The sequence below is a fragment of the Clostridium cellulovorans 743B genome, assembly GCF_000145275.1.
In the GTDB taxonomy this organism is placed as follows: domain Bacteria; phylum Bacillota; class Clostridia; order Clostridiales; family Clostridiaceae; genus Clostridium_K; species Clostridium_K cellulovorans.
Genome location: NC_014393.1, coordinates 2,516,970 through 2,540,207 on the forward strand (window position 1 = coordinate 2,516,970; position 23,238 = coordinate 2,540,207).

General features: G+C 29.7%; 17 protein-coding genes. 3 read left to right on the plus strand and 14 right to left on the minus strand.

Going from position 1 to position 23,238, the window contains the following annotated elements; genetic code table 11:
- A complete protein-coding gene (gene pdaA, locus CLOCEL_RS10600; protein ID WP_010076928.1) occupies positions 1-990 on the plus strand; it encodes a delta-lactam-biosynthetic de-N-acetylase in 990 nt (329 codons plus the stop codon).
- A gap of 128 nt (positions 991-1,118) precedes the next feature.
- On the opposite strand, the gene CLOCEL_RS10605 is transcribed toward pdaA, so the two are convergent.
- The 9 genes from CLOCEL_RS10605 to CLOCEL_RS10645 all read right to left on the minus strand — a co-directional run bounded on the left by CLOCEL_RS10605 (position 1,119) and on the right by CLOCEL_RS10645 (position 11,143).
- Positions 1,119-1,763: a cyclodeaminase/cyclohydrolase family protein gene (locus CLOCEL_RS10605; protein WP_013291720.1), complete on the minus strand. Its 645-nt coding sequence runs from the start codon at positions 1,761-1,763 to the stop codon at positions 1,119-1,121.
- A gap of 84 nt (positions 1,764-1,847) precedes the next feature.
- Positions 1,848-2,408: a nitroreductase family protein gene (locus tag CLOCEL_RS10610; protein WP_010076925.1), complete on the minus strand. Its 561-nt coding sequence runs from the start codon at positions 2,406-2,408 to the stop codon at positions 1,848-1,850.
- 54 nt (positions 2,409-2,462) lie between these two features.
- Entirely contained in the window at positions 2,463-4,022 is a 1,560-nt protein-coding gene (gene murJ / locus CLOCEL_RS10615; RefSeq protein ID WP_010076924.1) for a murein biosynthesis integral membrane protein MurJ, read from the minus strand.
- 19 nt (positions 4,023-4,041) lie between these two features.
- Positions 4,042-4,878 (minus strand): dTDP-4-dehydrorhamnose reductase, encoded by an 837-nt coding sequence (gene rfbD / locus CLOCEL_RS10620; RefSeq protein ID WP_010076923.1) that lies wholly within the window; start codon positions 4,876-4,878, stop codon positions 4,042-4,044.
- Between the two features lie 131 nt (positions 4,879-5,009).
- Positions 5,010-5,726 carry a WecB/TagA/CpsF family glycosyltransferase gene (locus tag CLOCEL_RS10625; protein ID WP_010076922.1) on the minus strand — a complete coding sequence of 239 codons (717 nt, stop codon included), beginning with the start codon at positions 5,724-5,726 and terminating at the stop codon, positions 5,010-5,012.
- 69 nt (positions 5,727-5,795) lie between these two features.
- Positions 5,796-7,010, minus strand: a complete 1,215-nt coding sequence (locus tag CLOCEL_RS10630; RefSeq protein ID WP_010076921.1) for an O-antigen ligase family protein — start codon at positions 7,008-7,010, stop codon at positions 5,796-5,798.
- Positions 7,011-7,292: 282 nt separating this feature from the next.
- Positions 7,293-8,186: a UTP--glucose-1-phosphate uridylyltransferase GalU gene (gene galU, locus CLOCEL_RS10635; RefSeq protein ID WP_010076920.1), complete on the minus strand. Its 894-nt coding sequence runs from the start codon at positions 8,184-8,186 to the stop codon at positions 7,293-7,295.
- A gap of 12 nt (positions 8,187-8,198) precedes the next feature.
- Positions 8,199-9,272, minus strand: coding sequence for a tetratricopeptide repeat protein (locus tag CLOCEL_RS10640; protein ID WP_010076919.1), 1,074 nt, complete (start codon positions 9,270-9,272; stop codon positions 8,199-8,201).
- A 140-nt stretch (positions 9,273-9,412) separates the two neighbouring features.
- On the minus strand, positions 9,413-11,143 hold the full coding sequence (locus CLOCEL_RS10645; protein WP_010076918.1) for a phospho-sugar mutase: 1,731 nt from the start codon (positions 11,141-11,143) through the stop codon (positions 9,413-9,415).
- Positions 11,144-11,385: 242 nt separating this feature from the next.
- Here CLOCEL_RS10645 and CLOCEL_RS10650 point away from each other — a divergent pair, with 242 nt between their 5' ends.
- On the plus strand, positions 11,386-12,876 hold the full coding sequence (locus tag CLOCEL_RS10650) for an aminotransferase class I/II-fold pyridoxal phosphate-dependent enzyme (RefSeq protein WP_029169275.1): 1,491 nt from the start codon (positions 11,386-11,388) through the stop codon (positions 12,874-12,876).
- 35 nt (positions 12,877-12,911) lie between these two features.
- On the opposite strand, the gene CLOCEL_RS10655 is transcribed toward CLOCEL_RS10650, so the two are convergent.
- From CLOCEL_RS10655 to CLOCEL_RS10675, 5 genes are all read right to left on the minus strand, one after another.
- Complete coding sequence (locus tag CLOCEL_RS10655) at positions 12,912-15,845, minus strand: insulinase family protein (RefSeq protein ID WP_010076916.1); 2,934 nt, start codon at positions 15,843-15,845, stop codon at positions 12,912-12,914.
- A 215-nt stretch (positions 15,846-16,060) separates the two neighbouring features.
- Complete coding sequence (locus CLOCEL_RS10660) at positions 16,061-16,954, minus strand: tetratricopeptide repeat protein (RefSeq protein WP_010076915.1); 894 nt, start codon at positions 16,952-16,954, stop codon at positions 16,061-16,063.
- A gap of 28 nt (positions 16,955-16,982) precedes the next feature.
- Positions 16,983-17,426, minus strand: coding sequence for a 2-thiouracil desulfurase family protein (locus CLOCEL_RS10665; protein ID WP_013291721.1), 444 nt, complete (start codon positions 17,424-17,426; stop codon positions 16,983-16,985).
- Positions 17,423-19,777, minus strand: coding sequence for an endonuclease MutS2 (locus tag CLOCEL_RS10670; protein ID WP_013291722.1), 2,355 nt, complete (start codon positions 19,775-19,777; stop codon positions 17,423-17,425). Before CLOCEL_RS10670 ends, CLOCEL_RS10665 begins: the two co-directional genes overlap by 4 nt.
- 2 nt (positions 19,778-19,779) lie before the next feature.
- Positions 19,780-22,125 carry a U32 family peptidase gene (locus CLOCEL_RS10675; protein WP_010076912.1) on the minus strand — a complete coding sequence of 782 codons (2,346 nt, stop codon included), beginning with the start codon at positions 22,123-22,125 and terminating at the stop codon, positions 19,780-19,782.
- Between the two features lie 304 nt (positions 22,126-22,429).
- Here CLOCEL_RS10675 and CLOCEL_RS10680 point away from each other — a divergent pair, with 304 nt between their 5' ends.
- Positions 22,430-23,209, plus strand: coding sequence for a polysaccharide deacetylase family protein (locus CLOCEL_RS10680; protein ID WP_242655246.1), 780 nt, complete (start codon positions 22,430-22,432; stop codon positions 23,207-23,209).
- Positions 23,210-23,238 lie beyond the last annotated feature (29 nt).

Consider the following 23,238-nt stretch of genomic DNA (forward strand, 5'->3'; position numbering starts at 1 on the left):
ATGAAATATAAGTCTATTGGAATTTTGATGACTATTGCAACGATGTCAAGTTTAATTGGTTGTTCAGTTCAGAAGGTATCAGTAGAATACGAAGATAATGCAATCGAAAGTAAAGAAGTTTTTAACAATAATCTAGAATATGCCGAAAAGGAATTAGTGGAATTAGAAGAGAAAAAAAATATTGAAAAAGCAAAACAAGAAGAGTTAGAAAGGCTTAAAGCTATAACCAAGAATGTAGAAACGGAAATTAAAGATTCTTTAAATGATAATACTAGTGAGGTTTCTTCAGGTGGCTTGGATAATAAAAAATATGGCTGGGGTCTTAAGCGAGGTGTAAATGGTGCTTTGCCTGATGCGGGACCTGGTAGAAGTGAACTATTATCAAAGTATCACGGGTATTATTTAGGAAACATTAATGAAAAAGTTATATATTTAACTTTTGACAATGGTTATGAAAACGGTAACACCCATATGATTTTAGATATTCTTAAAAAGAATAATGTAAAAGCAGCTTTTTTTGTTACAACGCCCTATATAGATGAAAATCCAGATATAATAAAAAGAATGTTTGATGAAGGTCATGTAGTTGGAAATCATAGTACGACTCACCCTTCTATGCCTTCACTTAATAGTATTGATGCTTTCAGGAAAGAACTAGATGGATGTTCAAACGCCTATAAAAATATAACAAATACAGATATGGAAAGTTTTTTTAGGCCTCCTATGGGTGAATTCAGTGTTCAATCCTTAAGCTATACTAAAGAGCTAGGATATAAGTCTATTTTCTGGAGTTTTGCTTATAAAGATTGGGATGTTAAGAACCAACCAAATCCTAGTGAGGCTAAAGAAACAATATATAAAAATATCCACAATGGAGAGATAATGTTATTACATTCTGTATCCAAGACAAATACAGAAATTTTAGATGAAGTGATTAAAACAATTACTTCTAGAGGATATGAATTTAAAACATTAAGAGATTTACCATAGGCGAAATGAAAATATTCGTTTTATCATTGAAAAAGGCTATCTCAAAATGCATGCACATGCGTTTCAGATAGCCTTTATATATATGTTTCAATAAAGAAACTACTTTAATTCAACTACGATATATAAATTTATATATCTATATTTATCTTATTTAAAGATAATTTTAAAATACTATTTTTCTTCTCTTCATTAAGAGATAAAATTTGCTTTAGCTTTTCATTAATTTCTTTTACAAAGACCTCATTCTTAACCCCTTTAAGGTTTATTTTAATATTTATAACGCTACATTGAATAGCACTATATAAATTTAAAATACCTACAGCAGCATCGCTGATTACATTAGGATTTCCATAATTAGCGCTGTCTTCTAAATAATCATATAGCTTTAATGACTTTTCACAAAGTGCCATTGGGGTAGCTATAGCTCTTAGATATCCCTCTTGTATTTTTTCGCTTCTAAATTCTTTTTCTTCAGTAGTATCTTTAGGCAATTTGTATGATTCCATAAGTTTCAAAAAATCATCTGCATCCCTTTGGATATCATCTAGAAAGCTTTCTTGAAGGACGGTAAGTTCGTTAAAATTAGTTAATAATTTTGTTTTTATAGTTTCATCATAATTATTAAATATTTTCTTATCGATAGTTAAGTTATATACCATAAGTGCTAGTGCACTAGCTATAGCGCAGTTTAACGCAGCTACTCCCCCACCACCTGGTGTTGGACTTTCAGAACTTAATTTTTCTATAAATTTTTCGATTGTATTTCTCTTCATGTCATTTCCCCCTTATGTTAAAGAAACATCAAAATTTATACTTTGATATTTTTTAAAAACTGCTGACAAAGGTCAGCAGTTTTTCTAACTCATTACTAAGTTTTTGCGTGAATACTCATTTTCCCAATTATTTAGATATATATGTGAATCAACTGGTTTCATAGGATAATGATTTTTAGCTTCTTCTGTTACTCCTATAGGGGTAATTGCTATAACCTTATATTCCTTTGGTATTCCTAAAATGTTTTTAATTTTGTTTTCATCAAAAGAAGCTATCCAACAAGTTCCATAGCCTTCATTGGTGGCAGCTAATATAAAATGCTCCATTGCAATAGCTGCATCTACCAAGTAGAAATCTTTTCCGTTTATCTGACCTGATTCACTTGGATTGCCTACGACAATAGCAGTGATAGGTGCATCAGTAATTGCTCTTTGCGCATCTTCGGTGTCATTATTTATAGTTTCACCTAATTTTTCTCTTATACGTTGGTCATCTACAATTATAAACTTATATGAGGTATTATTTTTCCAAGATGGAGAGAGCATTGCAGCATTTATCATTTTTCCAATACTTTCTTCTCTAACTTGATCTGTTTTGAATTTTTTTATGCTAGTTCTAGTTTCTAACACTTTATAGAAATCCATATAATCACACTCCTTTAGTTTTAGTATGAGTAAATTGGATTTTTATATTCTAATTTATGAAATGGATTTAGATCCTCTATTAAAAATCATTTTAATATATGTTAAAAACTCTTTTTCTTTCAGTATATATAGTAATAATCCATATATTGAAGCACCAATTAAAGCAGAGACTATAACAGAAATTAGACTTCCTGATATAGTGTGCTCAAAATGCTTAATAATTATATTATTTAAAATATAAACTGTAAGTCCCATTAAAGCACTTGATGCTGTTATTTTGATAAAGCTTATAAAAAGTCTTCTAAAGTCAAGGCCATTAGTTTTTCTGCTAAGAGTTAACATTAATATTACTGTAGCAAAAAATGTAGCAAGAGAGTTAGCTAATGCAAGACCTCTAATTCCTAAATTGCCAATTGCAAAATAACAAAAGACTATGTTCAAAAGAATATTTAAACCAGCATTATACATAGGTAATTTCGATTCATTTAATGAAAAGAATCCCCTATTTAAAACATCTCTCATTCCATAGATAACCATTGTAGGGATATAGAAAAGTAATGCTGATGAAGTCATTAAAACTTCCATATCTCCAAAAGAGCCTCTTTTAAGATACAAAGTAATAAGTGGCTCTCTTAGAACTAACAAACCTATAGCACCAGGTATCATTAAAAGAAATATTAGGTTAACTCCACGGACAATCTCACTCTTAAACTCAATATAATTCTTTCGCGCGATATGCCTTGCTAGTGTTGGATATATAACCATACTAATCGCTTGAGCAAATATTTCATAAACTAGCATATTAAGCTTATTAGCATAGTCAAGTGAAGAAATTGAGCCATATTCTAAAGAACCTGCAAAACCTCTAACTATGAAGACATTTATTTGAACAAGTGAAGAACATATAATTATAGGAATCATAGATCTTCCAAGTCTTTTTATATTTTCGTCTTTAAAGTTAAAAACTAATTGATACTTGTATCCTAGCTTTTTAAAGGTTGGAATATTCACCAAAAGCATTGATAAAAAACCTAAAACTGTGGCAACACCAAACCCATTTAATCCAAAGGTATCAATAAAAAATACTAGATAGAAAATATATATTGCATTTGAAAAAATGGGCATTGACGAAGGTACAATAAATTCATCATGACTTTGCAATACAGAAGTAATTATACTTTGAGCTCCAACGAATAATAGTGATAAAAACATTATTCGAACTAAAAGTATTGCTTGATTATATATCTCAATATCTGCTTTAAAAGATGAAGCAAATATTGAGACAATAGCTCCAGCCCCAATTTCACCAAGCAGAACTACTAAGAGCGTAAAGAATAATGTTATATTTATTGTATTGTTTATAAATCTATTACGCTCTTTTATGTCTTTTGCTTCTTTTATATTTGTATGGATTGGTAGTAATGCTGCAGTAATGCCATAGCTAATACTAATAAATAGCATTGTAGTACCAATAGAAAATGAATATATGTCATTTAAGTAACTTAATCCAAAACTTTTAGCGATAAGAGAATCGCGAATGAGTCCTAAGAGCTTTGATGCAGTTATAAGTATCATTATAGCCAAAGAACCATTAAGTAGCTTACTTTTTTTCATATGTAGCTTACTTCTCATTCTATAAAGTAGCTAGATATTCTTTTAGTGATTCTTTCCAGTCCCTTGTTATATCACCAGTTGTCAATTCTAAAGAATAATTTCTTAAAACAGAGTACTTAGGTCTTTTTGCCGGTCTTGGGAATTCTTCAGTTGTACAAGGTACTAACTTAACATCCATATTTTTAAGTCTAAATATTTCTTGTGCAAAATCGAACCATGAGCACATTCCTTTACATGTTGCATGGAATGTTCCATAATTTTTATTCTTAATTAAATCTCTAATAACATTAGCTAAATCAACAGTGCTAGTTGGAGATCCAACTTGATCAGAAACTACTTTTACCTCATTTCCAGATTCACCAAGTTTTATCATAGTTTTAACAAAATTATTTCCATCACCATAAAGCCAAGCAGTTCTTACAACATAATGTCTTGGATTTAGAGATTTTACAAGTTCTTCGCCTTGAAGTTTTGTTTCTCCATATACAGTTTGAGGATTTGTTCTATCAAATTCAGTTAAAGGTGCATTTCCTTCACCGTCAAAAACATAGTCTGTAGATACTTGAACAATCTCTGCTCCTATAGCAAAAGCAGCTGCAGCAAGATTTTTTGGACCAATTGTGTTTATTCTATAAGCATTCTCAACATCTTCTTCACACTTATCAACAGCAGTGTGAGCGGCACAGTTTATAACAACATCTGGTCTTTTTTCGATCATTATATTAAAAACTTCATCTACTTTAGTGATATCTAAATTATCAACATCTGTTAATATTAATTCTACGTTCTCATTCCTATATTGTTTTGTTAATTCTCTTCCTAATTGTCCATTAGCTCCAGTGATTAAAATTCTCATATTATTTTCTCCTTTTATTATTATTCAAGAAATTGCATTAATAATTAACAACTACCTTTTACTAAAGAATAGAAATATTCTTTAGTTTTAGTTGTAGTAGAAAATTAAGATTTTTACTATGCAAATTTCTATTATTTTCTATTTGATATGACAGCTTTAATTATAAATTTGGGAATAACACCAAGTCGTTTAATTCTAAAGGGTTCTTTAGATACTCTATATAACCATTCTAAACCTAATGAAATCATCCATTTAGGTGCACGTTTTAGATTGCCTGCAATGATGTCAAAGCTTCCACCTACACCCATGAATATTTTACAAGGTAGAATATCCATATACTTTATTATAAATCGTTCTTGCCTAGGTGCCCCCATAGCAACAAATATCGCTTCTGCATTCGAAGCCTTTATATTTTCTATTATATCATTACAATTATTTAAATCAAAAAATCCATTATGATAACCTGCAACAATCAGTGTGGGATATTTTTTCTTAAGTTTAGCTACTGCTTTAGTTACTGTGTCTTCAGTAGCTCCAAGAAGATATACTGATTTGTTTTTAGTTTCAAATTCGCGAAGTATTTTATCTAAAACTTCAATTCCAGGGATTTTACCTTCTACTGGCACTTTTGTAAGTCTGGCGGAAATAACTATCCCTATACCATCAGGAATAATTATTGAATTTTTATCAGTAAAATTATTAAAAAGCTCTTCTTCCTTTAAACCACTCGTTAGAACTTCAGGATTTCCCGAGATTATATGAGTTTTATTCTCGCTAACCATAACCTCATGAATCAAATGATCCATAGATTTACTATATATCTTATAACCTAATAAGTCACTAGCCATTTGTTTCAGTCCCTTCACTATTACTAAAAAATGAGCAGGTAATATATTGAAATATTACTTGCTCAAATATTATGCATTTTTATTAAGTCTTTCAATAACATAAACTATTCCTAAAAACAAGTAAAAATAGTTCATAATTTGAGGAAGTACCATTACATTATCAAACATATTAATAACAAAATAAGCTGTAATGAAGGATATCAATATTCCACCCATTAAATCTTTGTAGTAACCTGATAACTTATTATGAACTGTAAAAATCTTTTTTAATATAAAGAATGCACCTACAACATATGTAACGAAACCTACAATTCCAAGTTCAGATAACATTTTTAAATATACATTATGGGTATGATAAATTTGCTCACCTGGATCATATTGAGGATATCTAGCAACATAACTTTTATGGACTGCTTCATAATTGCCAGCGCCTACTCCTAAGATCGGATGTTCTTTAAAACATTTTAATGTCAAAGTCCAAATTTTTATTCTTCCAGAATTAATATTAGGATCTACAAATTGTGTTAATCTTAAGCGAATAGTACTAATTGAAAGGGCTATAATTCCCCCAATCCCAAGAGGAATTAAAAATTTCCAACTATAGTATATGCACAAAATTAGAATTCCTAATACTAAAGCTAACCAACTATTTCTTGAAAAAGTTAATACAATATTTACTACTAGAAGCAATAGCTCTACAGCATAAAAAATTTTCCATTTTTTTTTCTTTTCATTAACCATAATAAAGAACAGTGGGAAAAATAAAAGAACTGCATATCCAGCAAGAGTATTAGGATGACCTACATTTCCTTCTATTCTTGCAATATCTCCTGTGTGAAATATTAATCCCCAACCTGTTATGTACTGAATAATTCCATATGTAAATTCGATAAAAGCAGGAATATAGATTAACTTAATTAAGTTGTCTAAAGATTTCTTACTTTTGATTTCAAACCTAACGATAAAAAATATTCCTAGAGCTACTATAAATCTCATAGAATCTTTTAAAACTAATATAAGGTCAGTAGAATAACTTATGGAAATAAGCATAAAACCTAGTAAAACTAATAGTGTTATCGAGAGTTTATCAGTGAAAAATTCTTTTAAATTTTTTATAAATTGAATTTTCTTATCTTTAGACTTTAAGTTTATTGCTAGATATATAATCATTAATATTAGCATAAAAAACTCTGTAAAAAGTGTTTTTCTATTGATAGCTGATGGAAATAGAGGAAAAATAGTTAGATATATTCCAAATAGCATCATAAACCAGTTTGTATTCATGTACTCACCTAATTTCTATTATTTAGTCAAAATTCTTCGTTTATTTTATCATATATAACATTCCTTTGTCCACATAGTATTGAATTAATGAGGTTGCTTGATTTATTAAAGTTGTTTTTGTTAAAGATATGCAATGGAAACTAGTAGCTTAAAGGATAATTTTATCAATGTGAGATTTAGGATTGTAAGTAACGATGTTATACCCAATTTAAATTTTATGGTTCAATATCAACTAACAAGCAAAATAATGCCCACTATAAATGTTATAGTAGGCATATAAACTTAATCATGTAGTTTCTCCATAAACTCACTATTGTTTTTTAAGTTAATTAAATATTGCAAAAATTCGCCTCCTAAATCCTCACGTTTAAGTGCAAATTCCACTGTTGCTTGAAGAAAACCTAGTTTGTCTCCAACATCATATCTACGTCCTTTAAATTCAAAGGCATACATTGCTTCTTCCATCATTAAGGTTCTTAATGCGTCCGTTAATTGAATTTCGCCACCCTTTCCAGGAGATGTATTCTCTAAAATATCAAAGATTCTAGGCGTTATTATGTATCTACCAAGAATTGCAATATTAGATGGCGCTTCATCAGGAGATGGTTTTTCTACTAAATCTTTAACTTTAAATACGCCATCTTCTATAGGTTTACCATTTACAATTCCATATTTGCTGACATCCTTTTCATCTACTCTTTGTACACCTAATACAGTTGTCTTATATTCGTTAAAGCAGTTTACTAATTGTTTTAAGCAAGGTTCTTTATTGTCCACAACATCATCACCTAGCATTACGGCAAATGGTTCGTTACCAACAAAGGTTTTTGCACAAGCAATTGCATGGCCAAGCCCTCTTGGCTCTTTCTGTCTTATATAATAAATATTAGCCATATTTGATATGCTATCTACAAGTTGCAAAAGTTCATTTTTTCCAGTGTTCTCAAGTTGCTTTTCAAGTTCAACTGATTTATCAAAATGATCTTCAATTGCTCTTTTATTTCTTCCAGTAATAATTAAAATTTCTTCTATACCAGATGCTACTGCTTCTTCAATAATATACTGAATTGTTGGCTTATCAACTATTGGAAGCATTTCTTTTGGCTGAGCTTTTGTTGCTGGTAAAAATCTTGTTCCAAGTCCAGCAGCAGGTATAATAGCTTTTTTTACTTTCATATGTTTTCCTCCCTAGATATTGTTTGTTAGTATGTCTTTTAGTTGTTGAACTATCTCATCATCAGGTTTCAATTTTTCAGCGATGCTTAGATGAAGTTTTGCTTGCTTTAAATCTTCAATATTAATATAGCACATAATTAAATTTGTACATATTTCAATAGCTTTAGTAGCTTCAAAAGCTTTTCTTAAATATTGTATTGCCTTCTCATAATCTCCAATAGCAGCATAATTTATTCCAAGTTCATTTACCACTTCAATTAATTGATTATCTAAAGCAAAAGCTTGTTGGAGGTATTCTAAAGCAAGAGAGTTTTGGTTTAAAATCCTATAGGCAATAGCTATATAGTAAAGTAATATAGGATCGTCACCAAATGGTGATGCTAGTGGCAATAATAATTCTAATGCACCTTTAGGATCCTCATATAGAATTTCTTTTCCACGTTCATAACTTCTAATGTCTTTTAAAACACTTCTTAATTCGGAAGTTTCTTTTGTTAAAGTACCACCTACTTTAAAATAGTTATTTATACAGTAAAGGGCTTTTGTAAAATCACCCTGTTCTTTCAAAATTAATGCCTCATAATAATAAGGTTCTGGAAAATTATCTATTTTATATGCTTTTTCAATGACTAAAAGTATATCCTCTATGTAAATAGAATTATTAAGCCTTAATTCCTCTGCTAAAAGAAAAAACTTCTTATAATTTTCTTCAGAGGGATCTATTTCTAGTAAGCCTTTTAAAAATAAGTAAGCATCATCATAATTATTATTTGTAATTTCACTTGCAATTAACCCTTTTATATAATCTATAAATTTAGCATTTGTAAAAATAATATCTTTGTAGACTATATTAAACTTAAAGTCTGGATCAGCTCCGATAACATAAAAAAACCCTTCTATAAAAAAGCCTAATGGAATTCTTTCTGAATTTCCACTCATAACTAATGAATTCATTTTTTCAGCTCTTAAAGGAAAGTAAATTTGTTCATTCGTGGGAATTTTAAATAAAGTTTCTACTCTTTCAGGTTTTAACTCTAAAAACATAACAGTTGCTAGTTTTTCTTTGAAAAAATTTTTTATATCCATATTTTCTCCTAAAGTGTAAAAAGTATCATCTATATAGATATATGAATTCTTATGATAACCATAAGAATTCATATTTTTCTAATAAAGAATTTTCATCACAAGTATATATTAACTAAAATTTTATAGAATGTATTAGTAGTCTATACCATTGCTTTATTAATTATAGCCATAATGTTTTCTTTAAAGTCTTCCATCTTTATTTTTGAATCTTCAAAAGATTTACCTACAACAGAAAGATAAACTTTCATTTTTGGCTCAGTACCTGAAGGTCTCACAACAAACCAAGAATCATCTGATAAAATGTATTTTAAAACATTTGATTTTGGAAGGTCTATAGTTTTATCAGCTTTATTTTCAAGATTTGTTTCTATTCCTTTCTTATAATCAAATGCAGTTTTAATTGCAACATTATTAACCTCTGTTAATGGGTTTTCTCTTAAATAATCTAAAGATTTTTGAATTTTTTCTTGACCTTCTTTTCCTTGAAGTTCAATTGAGATAAGTTCTTCTTTATAGTATCCAAACTCTTTGCTTAACTGAATAAATGCTTCATAAAGACTAAGTCCTTTATTTTTATAGTATAATGTCATTTCACATATAAGCATTGCAGTAACAACAGCATCTTTATCTCTAGCATATGTTCCAGCAAGTGCTCCATAACTTTCTTCAAATCCAAATAAGAAAGTATTTGAGTTTGTTTCTTCAAATTCTTTGATTTTTTCTCCGATATATTTGAAGCCTGTAAGAACATCAATTAATGTTACTCCGTAGTGGTCACAAATTTTTGTTGCAAGTTCGCTAGTAACAATAGTTTTTATAACTGCTGGATTTTGTGGTAATTTCTTTAGATCTATAAGTGATGTAATTATGTAATGAGTTAAAAGAACTCCTGTTTGATTTCCTGATAATACTTGATAATTGCCTTCTGAATCTTTAACAACTGCACCAATTCTATCAGCATCTGGGTCAGTTCCAAAAATTATATCTGGCTTTATTTCTTTAGCCATTTCTAACGCAATTTCAAATACTTGAGGATTCTCTGGGTTTGGATATGGTGCTGTTGGGAAATTACCGTCAGGTAACTCTTGTTCCTTTACTACATGAAGGCTTTCATACCCAAGTTCCTGTAGAACTTTTCTCACAGGTAAATTTCCGGTACCGTGTATTGGTGTATAGATTATTTCTAAATCTTTACCATGTTCGCGCACAAGCTCTTCTCTGATAGTTTGAGCTTTTACATTGTTTATAAAAGCAGTATCTACAGCTTCACCAATAATGTTTAGAAGACCTTGCTTTTTAGCTTCTTCTATATCCATTGTTTTAGTATCATTGAAAATATCTACTTTTGTTATTTCATCTAAGATTACCATAGCGTTATAATCAGTTACTTGGCCACCGTCTTCTCCATAAACCTTATATCCATTATATTGTTTAGGATTATGTGATGCAGTAATAACTATACCACCGCTAGATTTTAACTCTCTAACAGCAAATGATAGCATTGGTGTTGGTCTTAAGGATTCAAATAGATTTACCTTAATGCCATTTGCACATAATACGCAAGCAGCACTTTCCGCAAACTCTTTTGACATATTTCTTGAGTCATAGGCAATAGTGACAGATGCATTATCTTTGTAGTTTGCCACTAAATAGTTTGCGAAACCTTGTGTTGCTTTTGCGACAGTATAAACGTTCATTCTATTGCTTCCAGCACCGATTACCCCTCTTAAGCCTCCTGTGCCAAATTCTAGATCCTTGTAAAATCTGTCTTCAATCTCTTTTTCATCTTTAATCGCGTTTAATTCTTCCTTAGTCTCTAAGTCTAGGTTTTCAGCATTTAACCAGCTCAAATATTTTTCCTTATAATTCATAATAACCTCCTGCAAAATAACTAAATTGTATTATATCTTTTGTAACGTTTATTAGACCCTATTAATACTATACATAATTTTTCGTCAAGATACAACGATTTCGATAATAAAAATTGGAATAAAATTGGAAAAATAAAATATTATTTATTTTATTTTTTAAAATTATTGAATTGTAAAATATATTACTCTATAATAAATATGTTTGTTTTTATTTAGAATTTAAGAAAGAGGTGCATTTCAAGGTGTATAAAATGAATCAAAATGAAACTCCGCTATTTGATGCTCTAATGGAGTATGTAAATAGAGAAACGATACCTTTTCATGTTCCAGGTCATAAGAAAGGTTATGGTATTGATGAGGAATTTAAAAAGTTTATTGGTGAAAATCCTTTTAAGATAGATGTAACGGTATTTAAACTTGTTGATTCTCTACATCATCCAACAGGACCTATTAAAAAAGCACAAGAACTAGCTGCAGACGCATATGGAGCAGACTCAACCTTTTTCTCAATTCACGGCACCTCAGGAGCGATTCAAGCTATGATTATGTCCGTGGTGAGCGATGGTGATAAAATTCTAATTCCTAGAAATGTTCACAAATCAGTAACTGCTGGGATTATTTTAAGTGGAGCTATACCTGTTTATATGCAACCAGAATTTGATAAAAAGTTGGGTATAGCGCATGGGGTAACTCCTGAGACGGTTAAAAAGACATTAGAAGCTAATCCTGATGCAAAATCAGTTTTAATTATAAATCCGACTTACTATGGTGTAGCTACAGATTTAAAAAGTATTGCTGATATAGTACATAGCTATAATATTCCTTTAATTGTTGATGAAGCTCATGGACCACATTTATTATTTAACGAAAAGCTTCCACTATCAGCATTAGAAGCTGGAGCGGATATTTGTGCACAAAGTACTCATAAAATTATTGGGTCTTTAACTCAAGGTTCTCTTCTTCATGTGAAATCTAAACTTGTAGATACTAATAGAGTTAAGCAAATGCTTAATGTACTACAAACTACGTCTCCATCATATATATTGATGGCGTCATTAGATACTGCAAGAAGACAAATTGCAATTAATGGTAAAGAACTGTTAGACAATGCTATAGAACTTGCAAATTATGCACGTTCAGAAATAAATAGAATTGATGGTTTTTATTGTTTTGGTGAAGAAGTACTAGGTAAACCAGGTGCTTATGGTTTTGATCCAACAAAGATTACTATTTCTTGTAGGGAATTAGGCATAACTGGATACGAGTTGGACATGATGTTATCAGAAAAATATCATATACAAATGGAACTTTCTGATTTTTATAATACTCTTGCTGTTGGATCTTTTGGAGATACAAAGGAAAATATTGATGCACTTATTGCTGCTCTTAAAGAGATAAGTAGTGAATATCATGGTAACTCACAAGGCTTAGGAGACTTTTTAGACATTCCGTCTGTACCAGAACAAATACAAATTCCAAGAGAAGCTTTTAATTCCGTTAAAACTCCTGTTCTTTTAAAAAATAGTATAGGTATGATAAGTGGAGAATTCTTAATGGCTTATCCTCCTGGTATTCCTATCTTATGTCCAGGAGAAAAAATAACTGAAGAAATAATCAGTTATGTTAGTCAATTAAAAGCTACAGGTTTATATGTTCAAGGAACTGAGGATCCTAATGTAGAATATATAAAGGTTGTTAAGGAAGAAGATGCGGTTTATATAAATGTAGAATAAAGAAAAGCTGTTCATCGAGAGATGAACAGCTTTTTTTAGTTGTTAGATAAAAGACTTCTAGTAGAATTAAAGAGATCTTTAGAATTTTCAATCTTATCTTCATTACCTATTACACAAAGATTATTATCGTCCATTGCTTTTTTAATTACATCTGCAAGAAGACGAATATCTTCTTCTGTTGTCTTAATTACCTCTTCTCTTTCTTTTGCTACTTGTTCATTAGTAATTTTTCTGAAGTAGTTTGCTATAGCATTCTCTCCTTTTTGTTGAGGAGTTACTGCTGAATCTAAATCTGATATAGTACCAATAATGTATTTTACCATTGTACGTTCATCAGCAGAAAAGTTTTCTAAATACTTATATGTGTCATTATATATATCTATTGTTTCTTTCAAATTAGGATCTCTATAAGATACAAGATAGAAGTTCCCACTTCTTTGGACTCCAGCAAAACCCCCATAAGCCCCCCCCATAACTCTGACTTTATTCCATAGGTAGTCTAAGCTTATTATTGATTTTAGAACAAGCATTTTGCCACTGTATTTTAACCCTAATTCTCCTAAGTTTGCTGCTTTTGCAACATATTGTACTTTTCCAGACGTTACAAATCCTTCATTTTCAGATTTTAAATTATCAAAAGAATAATTATTTTTAACAAATTTATTTTCACCAAGAGAATCATAAATAACATTAATATTATTTTCTAAAGCAGAGTATTCTTCTCCACTTCCAATTAAAGTAACAATTAAATTATCCTTATTAAATATTTCTTTAGAAAGTTTTACTAAATTATTTTTTATAGTATCAAATTTATCGTCATAATTTCTTTGAAGATCTACTAAGAAATCATAGAAATAAATTCCTGAAAGTTCCTCAAGATATTTATTATTTTTTGATACATAGGCTAAAGCTCTACCAGCAGCGACATTGTGTCCTCGGCTAATAAGAGTAGATTCTACTCTTGATTCTAGCTCATCTATGATGATCTTAATTCTATTTTTATCCTCAAACTTACTATCAAATATAACTTGTTTCATTAACGACATCAGACACTGCATATTTGAGTTAACAGCTTTTCCTTTTACTGCAAAGTAAGGATAAAAATCATCTGAATTGTCTATATAGAAATAAGCTGAAGAGGAAGCTTCAATTCCTCCAGTGTAAATATCTATTTCTTGAGATAAGGTCTCATACCCTTTTGAATTAGTATCAACCTTTCCAAGAAGTCTTGATAAAATTGTTAAATATGGGATTAACTTCTCGTCAATATTACCAGCATTAAAGTTTAGAGAAACATAAGCAATTTTATTGGTATTGACGTTTGAATGAAGTGCTTTTATACCCTTAATGTCTTTTTCTTCTAGAGGAGCTGTTTCAGGTTTAGAATTTAAATCATTTATTGTAAGCATAGGAATGGTTTCTAAAGCTTCCTTGCTATCCCTTGAATTCTGTCTTTCTTCTAAAGCTGCTGTATTTTTAATAATAGCATCGATTTGATCCTTTGATAAAGAGTTCTTATACTCTGTTAATTTAGCTTTAATCTCATTATTTTTCTTTTCACCTAACCCTTTTTCAGGAGTAAGAACTAACAATGAGCTGTGGTTATTATCGAGAAAAATTTCTTTAATTATTTTTTCAAAATAATCAGTGGTTAGCGCCGATTTTATATTCTCTAATGATTCTTCAAATCTTAAGTTCTGAATAGGATCATATCCGTATAACCAACTGTCTAAGGCATCCATATTATATATAAGCCCTTTTGGATAGTTTCTAAAATTATTTTCCCTAAGTTCAAACTCTTTTCTATTAATAGATGCTTCTATAGCTTTTTTATCAATACCTTCTTTAACTAACCTTTCAAGTGTTTCATAAACAACTTTTTTAAATAAATCCTTTTTATCTAAATCGGAATTTTTTACTATTATGCTCATATATGGCTGAAGACAGCTACTATCATAATAGCCATAAACATCTTTTCCTAAGTTATTATCTATAAGAGCCTTTTTTAATGGTGCCCCTTGTGCCTCAAGTAGTAAATGTTCCAATATATCCATTGCTAATATTTTTTCGCTTTCTTTAGCATTGGCTACTACGTAATTAAGACTCAAATATGTCTTTTCGGAGTCTTTATCATTATTACTGATTGGGTATTTATCTATAACTTCTTGCATTGAATTAAAGGCTTTTTGTACAGGAATAGATGATTCAATATCTTGTTTTTGATAGTTTTTAAGATAGTTTTCATTTATAAATTTTAAATTTTCTAAAATATCTAACTTACCATATAAAAATATATAGCTGTTTGATGGATGGTAGTATCTTTTATGAAAGTCTAAAAAGTCCTCTTGAGATAAGTCGGTAATTTTTTCTGGATCACCACCAGATTCGAAACCATAGGTAGTATCAGGAAAAAGTGTTTGTGATATTTTTCTATAAAGTACCGAATCAGGTGATGAAAAAGCACCTTTCATTTCATTATAAACTACGCCTTTATATTCTAAATCATCATTTGGAGTTTTTAATTCATAATGCCAACCTTCTTGCATCATTATATAAGAATCTTCATATATTTTAGGGTTTAATACTGCGTCTAAGTAAACATCCATTAAATTATTAAAGTCTTTATTATTCTTACTTGCAATTGGGTAAAGCGTTTTATCGCTAAAGGTCATGGCATTTAAAAAAGTATTTAATGAACCTTTAGCAAGTTCTACAAAAGGTTCTTTTACAGGAAATTTTTTTGAACCACAAAGGACACTGTGTTCTAATATATGTGCTACACCTGTACTATCTTGTGGTGGAGTTCTAAAAGCAATTGAAAAAGATTTATTTTCATCATCGCAGTCAATGAACAATAATTTTGCACCACTTTGTTCATGAATAAATATATTTGCAGTACTGTTTATTTCATTTACCTTTTGGACTTCTTCCAACCTAAAGCCACTGTAAACATTATTAACACAAAGCATATAGTATCTCCTCCATTTTATATAATGTTATTTAAGTGAATATATGAATAATTATGTAGATTAAAGTATCTTAGAGACTTATGTTAATTATAAGATCAAAGTTTCTTATCTCTTTAGTATTCCATAAATAGCTAAATATATTATAACTTTATGAGTAAATAATATAACTTAGTACCATTGTAATTAATTATATAAGCTATGAAAAATTGATAGTTTTAAAGAAAATAATCTAATACTTCTTTTAACTCTATATCATTTTTCATATACTCTTTAAAATCTGGATATAGGTTTATAGCAATTTTTAAATCATTAATAGAATCTTGGTAGTTTTTTAAGTAAGCATAAAAGCATGCTCTATTGTAATATAGGTATCCTTCTTCCTCGTTATTTTTAATTCCTTCAGAAATTATTTTAATTGCATCTTCATACTGATTTTTTTCCTTAAAAATAACTGATAGGTTTAAATAAGAAAAACCGTAATAAGGATTATCTTCTATAGAAGCTTTGTAGAGATTAATAGCTTCACAAGTATTACCAAGCTTTTTTTTAAGTACTGCTTTATTGAATAAAGCCATATAATGTTCAGGATCTATATTTAGAGCTTTTTCGATATACATTAGAGAGATATCTAGATTCCCTTTCTCATCATATATAGAAGAAAGATTTACATAAGACCAAAAATCATTAGGATCTAGTGATAAGACTTTATTATAACATTCAATGGCTTTATCTGCATTTTTAATATCATCATAGACGCCAGCTAAATAGAAGTAGGCTCTATTATAATTAGCATTTAATTTTATGGCTTTTTCGTAGTTTTCAATTGCTTTGTCAAAGTTCTTATTGTTGTCATATATCATTCCTAAGCCGTAGTAACCCCTAGAATCTGTATTGTCTAGTTTTATAACTTCTTCAAATTTTTCTTTTGCTTTATCAAAATCATAAATTTCATCATAGAGTAAAGCTAAATCAAGAATTAATTCAATATCTTTTTTTCCTTCTTCACTGTTATATGCTTTTTCGTAAAACTCAAAGGCTTTTTCTATATTTCGATTGCTATAGAAACTTCTGCCTATAGTCCGATAGTTATCCTTCATAATTTTATTCATTTTTATACCCTCAATATTTTGTCAATATCTAATAATCGTCTTCTGAAAACACTTCGATACCATTGATTTTGAAAAGCTCAGCAGTAATGCCAATACCGTCAATTAATTTATCGGTAAATGTCCCATCATATATTTTATTTGTACCACATGAAGGACTTTTGCTTTTTAATATAGCTTTATTTATTTTGTATTTCTTTGTAATTTCCAGAGCCTCATAGGCCCCTTTTATAAAGTCACGGGTTACATCATCGCCTTCTTTTGTAAGGACCTGAGCTTTACCCTCTAGAACATCCTGTGCACTTCCTCCAACTATTTCTGCAGGACATCTGGGCGTTTTTAGGCCTCCTAGTTCCTCAGGACACACTAATATTACTTCTTCTTCTTCCATTAACTTTCTAATTCTAGGATTAAGATTATTACCACCATTATACTTGCAGTTTATACCACATAGACAAGCACTTACTGTAATCATATTAATTCCACCACTGTAGCACCAGTACCGCCTTCATTATAATTTCCAAGTCTAAAACTTTTTACATGATGATGCTTTTTTAACATTTCACATATAGCATTTCTCAAAGTTCCAGTTCCTTTTCCATGAATAATTGTTACTTCGCCAAGTCCAGCCATAAAAGCATCATCTAGGTATTTATCTACCATATACCTTCCTTCTTCCCCATCCACACCTCTTATATCAATTGAGGATGATACTGATTTCAGATTTAACTTCATTTCTCTCTTTTTAACTTTTTTCTGTTCCTTGGTATCTTTTGGTGATCTAAGTTCTGATAACTTTATAGATATCTTCATTATACCAGCTTGAACTTGAACTTCACCTTTGTTATCAACTTTTCCAATAACGATAGCCTTTTGATTTAGAGAAGGTATGAAAACTTCTTCACCTTCAGTTACTGTTGTCAATGCTTCGCCGTCAAGTGTTTTATTCTTTAAATTTGTCTCTGCTTCTTCAAGTTTATTTTTTAATTTTAATCTTTGTTCTTCTAATTTTTGTCTAGCCCCTGCTCCATAGCCAAGCTTTTCTAGTTCTCTCATGTCTCTTAAAATATTGTCTGCTTCTTCTTTAGCTTCTTTTAGAAGTTTTCTTGCTTCCCTTTTTCCTTCTTCAATAGCTTTTTCTCTTGATAATGAAATGCTATTAAATTTCTCTTCATATTTTTCTTTATATTTTTTTGCTTCTATAGTTAAAAGTTCATGTTCTCTTCTGTATTCTTCTGCTTTTATACTTTTTTCTTGAAGAGTTTGTATTAAATCTTCAAATTCTAAGGTTTCTCTGGCTATATTTTCTTTTGCATTAGTTATTATATAATCAGGTAATCCAAGCCTTCTAGATATTTCGAAGGCATTTGATTTTCCCGGTATACCTATAAGCAATCTATATGTAGGTTTTAAAGTTTCAACGTCAAATTCAACAGAAGCATTTTCTACATTTTCTGTTTTTAAAGCATATCCTTTTAACTCACTGTAGTGTGTAGTGGCAACTAGTTTAACTTTATTCATTCTTAAGTTTTCAAGAATTGAAATTGCTAAAGCTGCACCTTCTGTAGGGTCAGTACCAGCTCCTAACTCGTCAAATAAAGCTAATGAATGTTCATCAGCATTTTCAATAATAGATACAATATTTGTCATGTGACTAGAAAAGGTTGATAAACTTTGCTCAATACTTTGTTCATCGCCAATATCTGCAAAAATCTCTTTAAAGAATCCTACTGTAGAATTTTCTCTTGCAGGAATTAAAAGTCCAGATAAGGCCATTAATTCTATCAAACCTAAGGTTTTTAATGTAACAGTTTTACCGCCAGTATTAGGTCCTGTTATAACAAGCGATGTAAATTCTCTACCTAACTTTATATCTGAAGGAACTACAATTTTTCTATCTAAAAGGGGATGTCTTGCTTCAATTAAATCAACATTTCCATCTTTATTTATTTTAGGTATAGTACATCCTAAATCATTAGCATATTTTGCTTTAGCAAATATAAAGTCTAATTCAGTGACAATTAATGAATTGTTTTCAATAACATTAATATCATCATATACCTTATTCGACAATTCTTGAAGAATTCTATCAATTTCAGCTTTTTCTTTCAAAAGTAGTTCTTTAATCTCATTATTTAAATTTACTAATGCAATTGGTTCAATGAATAATGTTGAGCCTGTAGAACTTTGATCATGTACTAATCCTTGAACGGATCCTTTATGCTCTGCTTTTACAGGAAGAACATATCTATCACCTCTAATGGTGTAGAAGTTTTCTTGAAGCACATTTGAGTATTGCCTTACCATCGAACTTACTTTTTCTTTAACTGAGTTATTCTTCTCCTTAAGAGATCTTCTGATGTTATATAAAGTAGTACTTGCTTTATCACTGATTTCATCTTCACTAATTATCGCATTAAAAATAGCATCCTCTAAATTTTTAACAGGTACTATTCCCTGACATATATCTTCAAGAACATTGGAAGAAATATCTGATTCTTTTGTATCTATGTATCCCTTAAATCTTCTTGCGATTCTCATAACATTTGAGATTCTTACAAGTTGAACAGCCATTAGTGTGCCACCTTTTGAAGCAAGGTTAATGGCATCTCTTATGTCGTAAGCTCCATCAAAGGGAGCGGTACCTTTTTTCATTAGAAGATTAAGTGCTTCTTCTGTTTCTTTAAGATGCTCTAGAACTTCATATATATTATCATATGGTTCTAAAGATTCTATTAAATCTTTTGCTGCAGTTGTATTGGTATAACCTTTAACTTTATCTTTAACTTTATTAAATTCTAATACTCTTAAAACCCTTTTGTTCAAATTTATTCAACCCCTCTTTTATAGTGCCCTTTAGTGTAGTTGCCTTTTTGTTCAAAGTAGCTACTATTATTATTGCTAAAGGCAGTTATTATATCTTTTACTTCTTCAAAATTTTCATCAATAAAATCTAATCTAATAGAATCTATTTTAGAATTATTTATATCGCTGATAACTTCACATAAGTTAATAGCTACACTATTATAAATATGACTTCTACAAAATTTGTCAGTTTTTATTATAAAGTCTGCATTTTTTCTATCTTTTAAAAGAAATTTAGAATTTTCGCATGGCATTGAACAACTATTATTGCAAGATTTCCCTCCAAAGGTACTACCGATAGGGCAATATTCTGATACCATCATTTCGACTTTACCATAGCCAAGAATTTGACATCCAATAGGAGCGTTCTTAATTAATTCATTTAGTTCATTTTTATTTAGTTCTACACTAACACAACTTCCTATAATATAAGAACTAAAGAAATCTAGAGCATATTTGTTAAAAACATTAAGTTTATAATCACCGATAATATCAGTTTTATCGTGGTATCTTGAAATAATACCCAAGTTTGAAGTGATTATCCCTTGGATATTTGGTAATAACTCATCAATAGTTTTACATATATAGTCAAATTCTTCTTTAATGATATTAGGAATTTTAATAAAAGTTTTATTTTTTATAACGTGATCCTTTGATAAGTTACTTCTTCTATTAAATAAATCTATGGCAATTGAAGAAACATTTGCTTCAATTGCGCCTTCAAGTTGATCGTTTGTATTGACTACAGCCAAGAGCCTTGGCATAGTTATATTTTTCTTAGGCTCCCTATTTAAATCTAGATTGAGTTTTATATTATTGCTCCTAATTTTTACCATATCTTCTTCTATTATTTTTAGGAGTTCTCGTCTAATACTATTTAACGAACTTATAGGTAGAAAACCTTCTTCATAGCAAGAAAAATTTATTTCTGAAAATTCAAAGGCTGTATTACCTGTTTTGGATAGATTATCAATTATTTTTCCTTTATCTAAAGGTTTTTTTATAGCTTCTTTCACTATTTCACCATATACAGTATACAGTTTATTCCTGAATTTTGTAGAAAATTCAATTGCTTCATTAAGTTTAAATTTAATGGTTCCCTCTAATTTATGTTTGTTTCTAAAAGGATCCATATATTGTTCTTTAAGAGTTTTCATTAGATATATGTCATTTGTTTTATAAATAGGCTCACCTTTTTTAAAATTTCCTTGTTTTAAAGTTATTTTATCACCAATAACAGCACTGGAAATATCACGCCCATCCTTTAAAATTGATGAGACTACAAAACCATCCTCATTTACTCTTACTCCATCGCCTATATTCAAAGCTTCTGTAAGCATGATATCAGTTTTATTTATAGCCTTTCCAATAAAAATCCCTGTGTTTTTAGGAAAGTTAAAAGCCATCATATCTTTACCAACGTTACCAAATAGGTAACCTTTGGAAAATCCTTCTCTATTAAATAATTGTGTTAGTTTTTTCATTTCAGTTTTTGTATCGAACTTTTTGCCGTTATAGACGGTATCGATAGCATTCCTATATGTAGTTACTACACCGGCAACATATTCAGGTTTTTTCATGCGTCCTTCAATCTTCAAAGACGAAGTACCACTATCTATAATTTCTTTTATATTTTCAATAAAATTCATATCCTTTGGGCTTAGGATAAAGCCTCTTTTTTCTTCTTGGCTATTAGTATTTATAATAGAGTATGGAAGTCTACAACTTTGAGCACATCTTCCTCTGTTTCCACTTCTTCCGCCAATCATTGAACTCATTAGGCATTGACCAGAATAACAAACACATAAAGCACCATGGACAAATATTTCAGTCTCTATATTTAGGTCTTTTGAAATATACTTAATCTCAGGTAGAGACAACTCTCTAGATAACACTATTCTTTTAAATCCATAATCATTTAAAAATTTTACACCTTCAGCATTATGTGCTGTTAATTGAGTTGATGCATGAATTTCTAAGTTTGGGTAGTTTTTTCGAACTAGATATGCCAGACCTAAATCTTGTAATAATACAGCGTCTACTCCAGAATTATGTAGGAACCCTATATATTCCAAAGCTTCCAAAATCTCATTATCCTTTTGAAGTGTATTTACAGTGACATATAATTTAACATTGTATAGATGACAATAGTCAATAGCTTTTTTTAAAGTTTCGTTATCAAAGTTGGAAGCATAAGCTCTTGCAGAGAACTTATTTCCGCCAAGATAAACGGCATCGGCACCACATTGTACTGCTGCAATTAAACTTTCCTGACTTCCGGCTGGTGCCAGTAACTCGATTTTCTTCATTTGTCCATCTCCTTAAAAGTACTATCCTTAATTATACAGAATAATAGAGAAAAAATAAAGTTTTCAAAATTTTGAGATCAAATGCCTTTTAAAGTTTTATTTAAAGAGTCTGTTACTAGCAGTAAAACTCAATATATACATTGATATAGAGGTTAATAAATTCAAGGTTTTAGTTCTATATAGGAGGAGTTTAGACATTGAATCTCAGTATATAAGTTCTATCAATGATTTTATATAAATATATATTACTAAATTAATAGACAAGAGGTTCATTGTGTTCAAATTTATATTTTCTCTTTATTTTATGTTATTTTATATGTTTATAACCAATAATGTATCTCCTCATAAGCTAGAAGAGAGTTTAAGAGTTTTAGAACAACATCAAAGTACTCATCGATTGCCAACATATATACGTTCAGAAAGAAGTAGTATTCTTATACGTAAACTTCCTAAAAGTGCCTTATTTGATAAAGTTGTTTATCTTACTTTTGATGATGGTCCTTCAAATAATACTGTTAGGGTATTGGACATATTAAAACAATATGATGTAAAAGCTACTTTTTTTGTTAATTATCAAGAAGATTATGAAGCTATATATAAAAGAATTTATTTAGAAGGTCATGCTATTGGAAATCATACTTATTCTCACGATTATAATTTAATTTATCAAAGTCCTACAGCTTTTTTGGAGGATTATGATAAATTAAATAAATATCTATATTCGCTTATTGGGGTTACTCCAGACATTATGAGGTTTCCAGGTGGGTCAAATAATTCAATAGGAGGAGTAGGTTTCATGTCACAACTATCAAAAGAAGTAATGAATAGAGGAATAGAGTATACAGATTGGAATTCTTTGTCGGGAGATGCAGAGACGATACAGTTAGTTTCAAAAGAGCAATTAGCCCTAAAGGTAGAAACTACAGCAATTGGAGAAGATAAGGTAATAGTTCTTATGCATGATGCTAGTGCAAAAAATACGACACCTGATGCATTACCTACAATTATTGAGTATTTTAAAGCACAAGGATATGTATTTTCTTCATTATCAAAGGATGAATTTACTGTTCATTTTCTTCAGTAATTTAAAATAATATCTTCCTATTTTATATA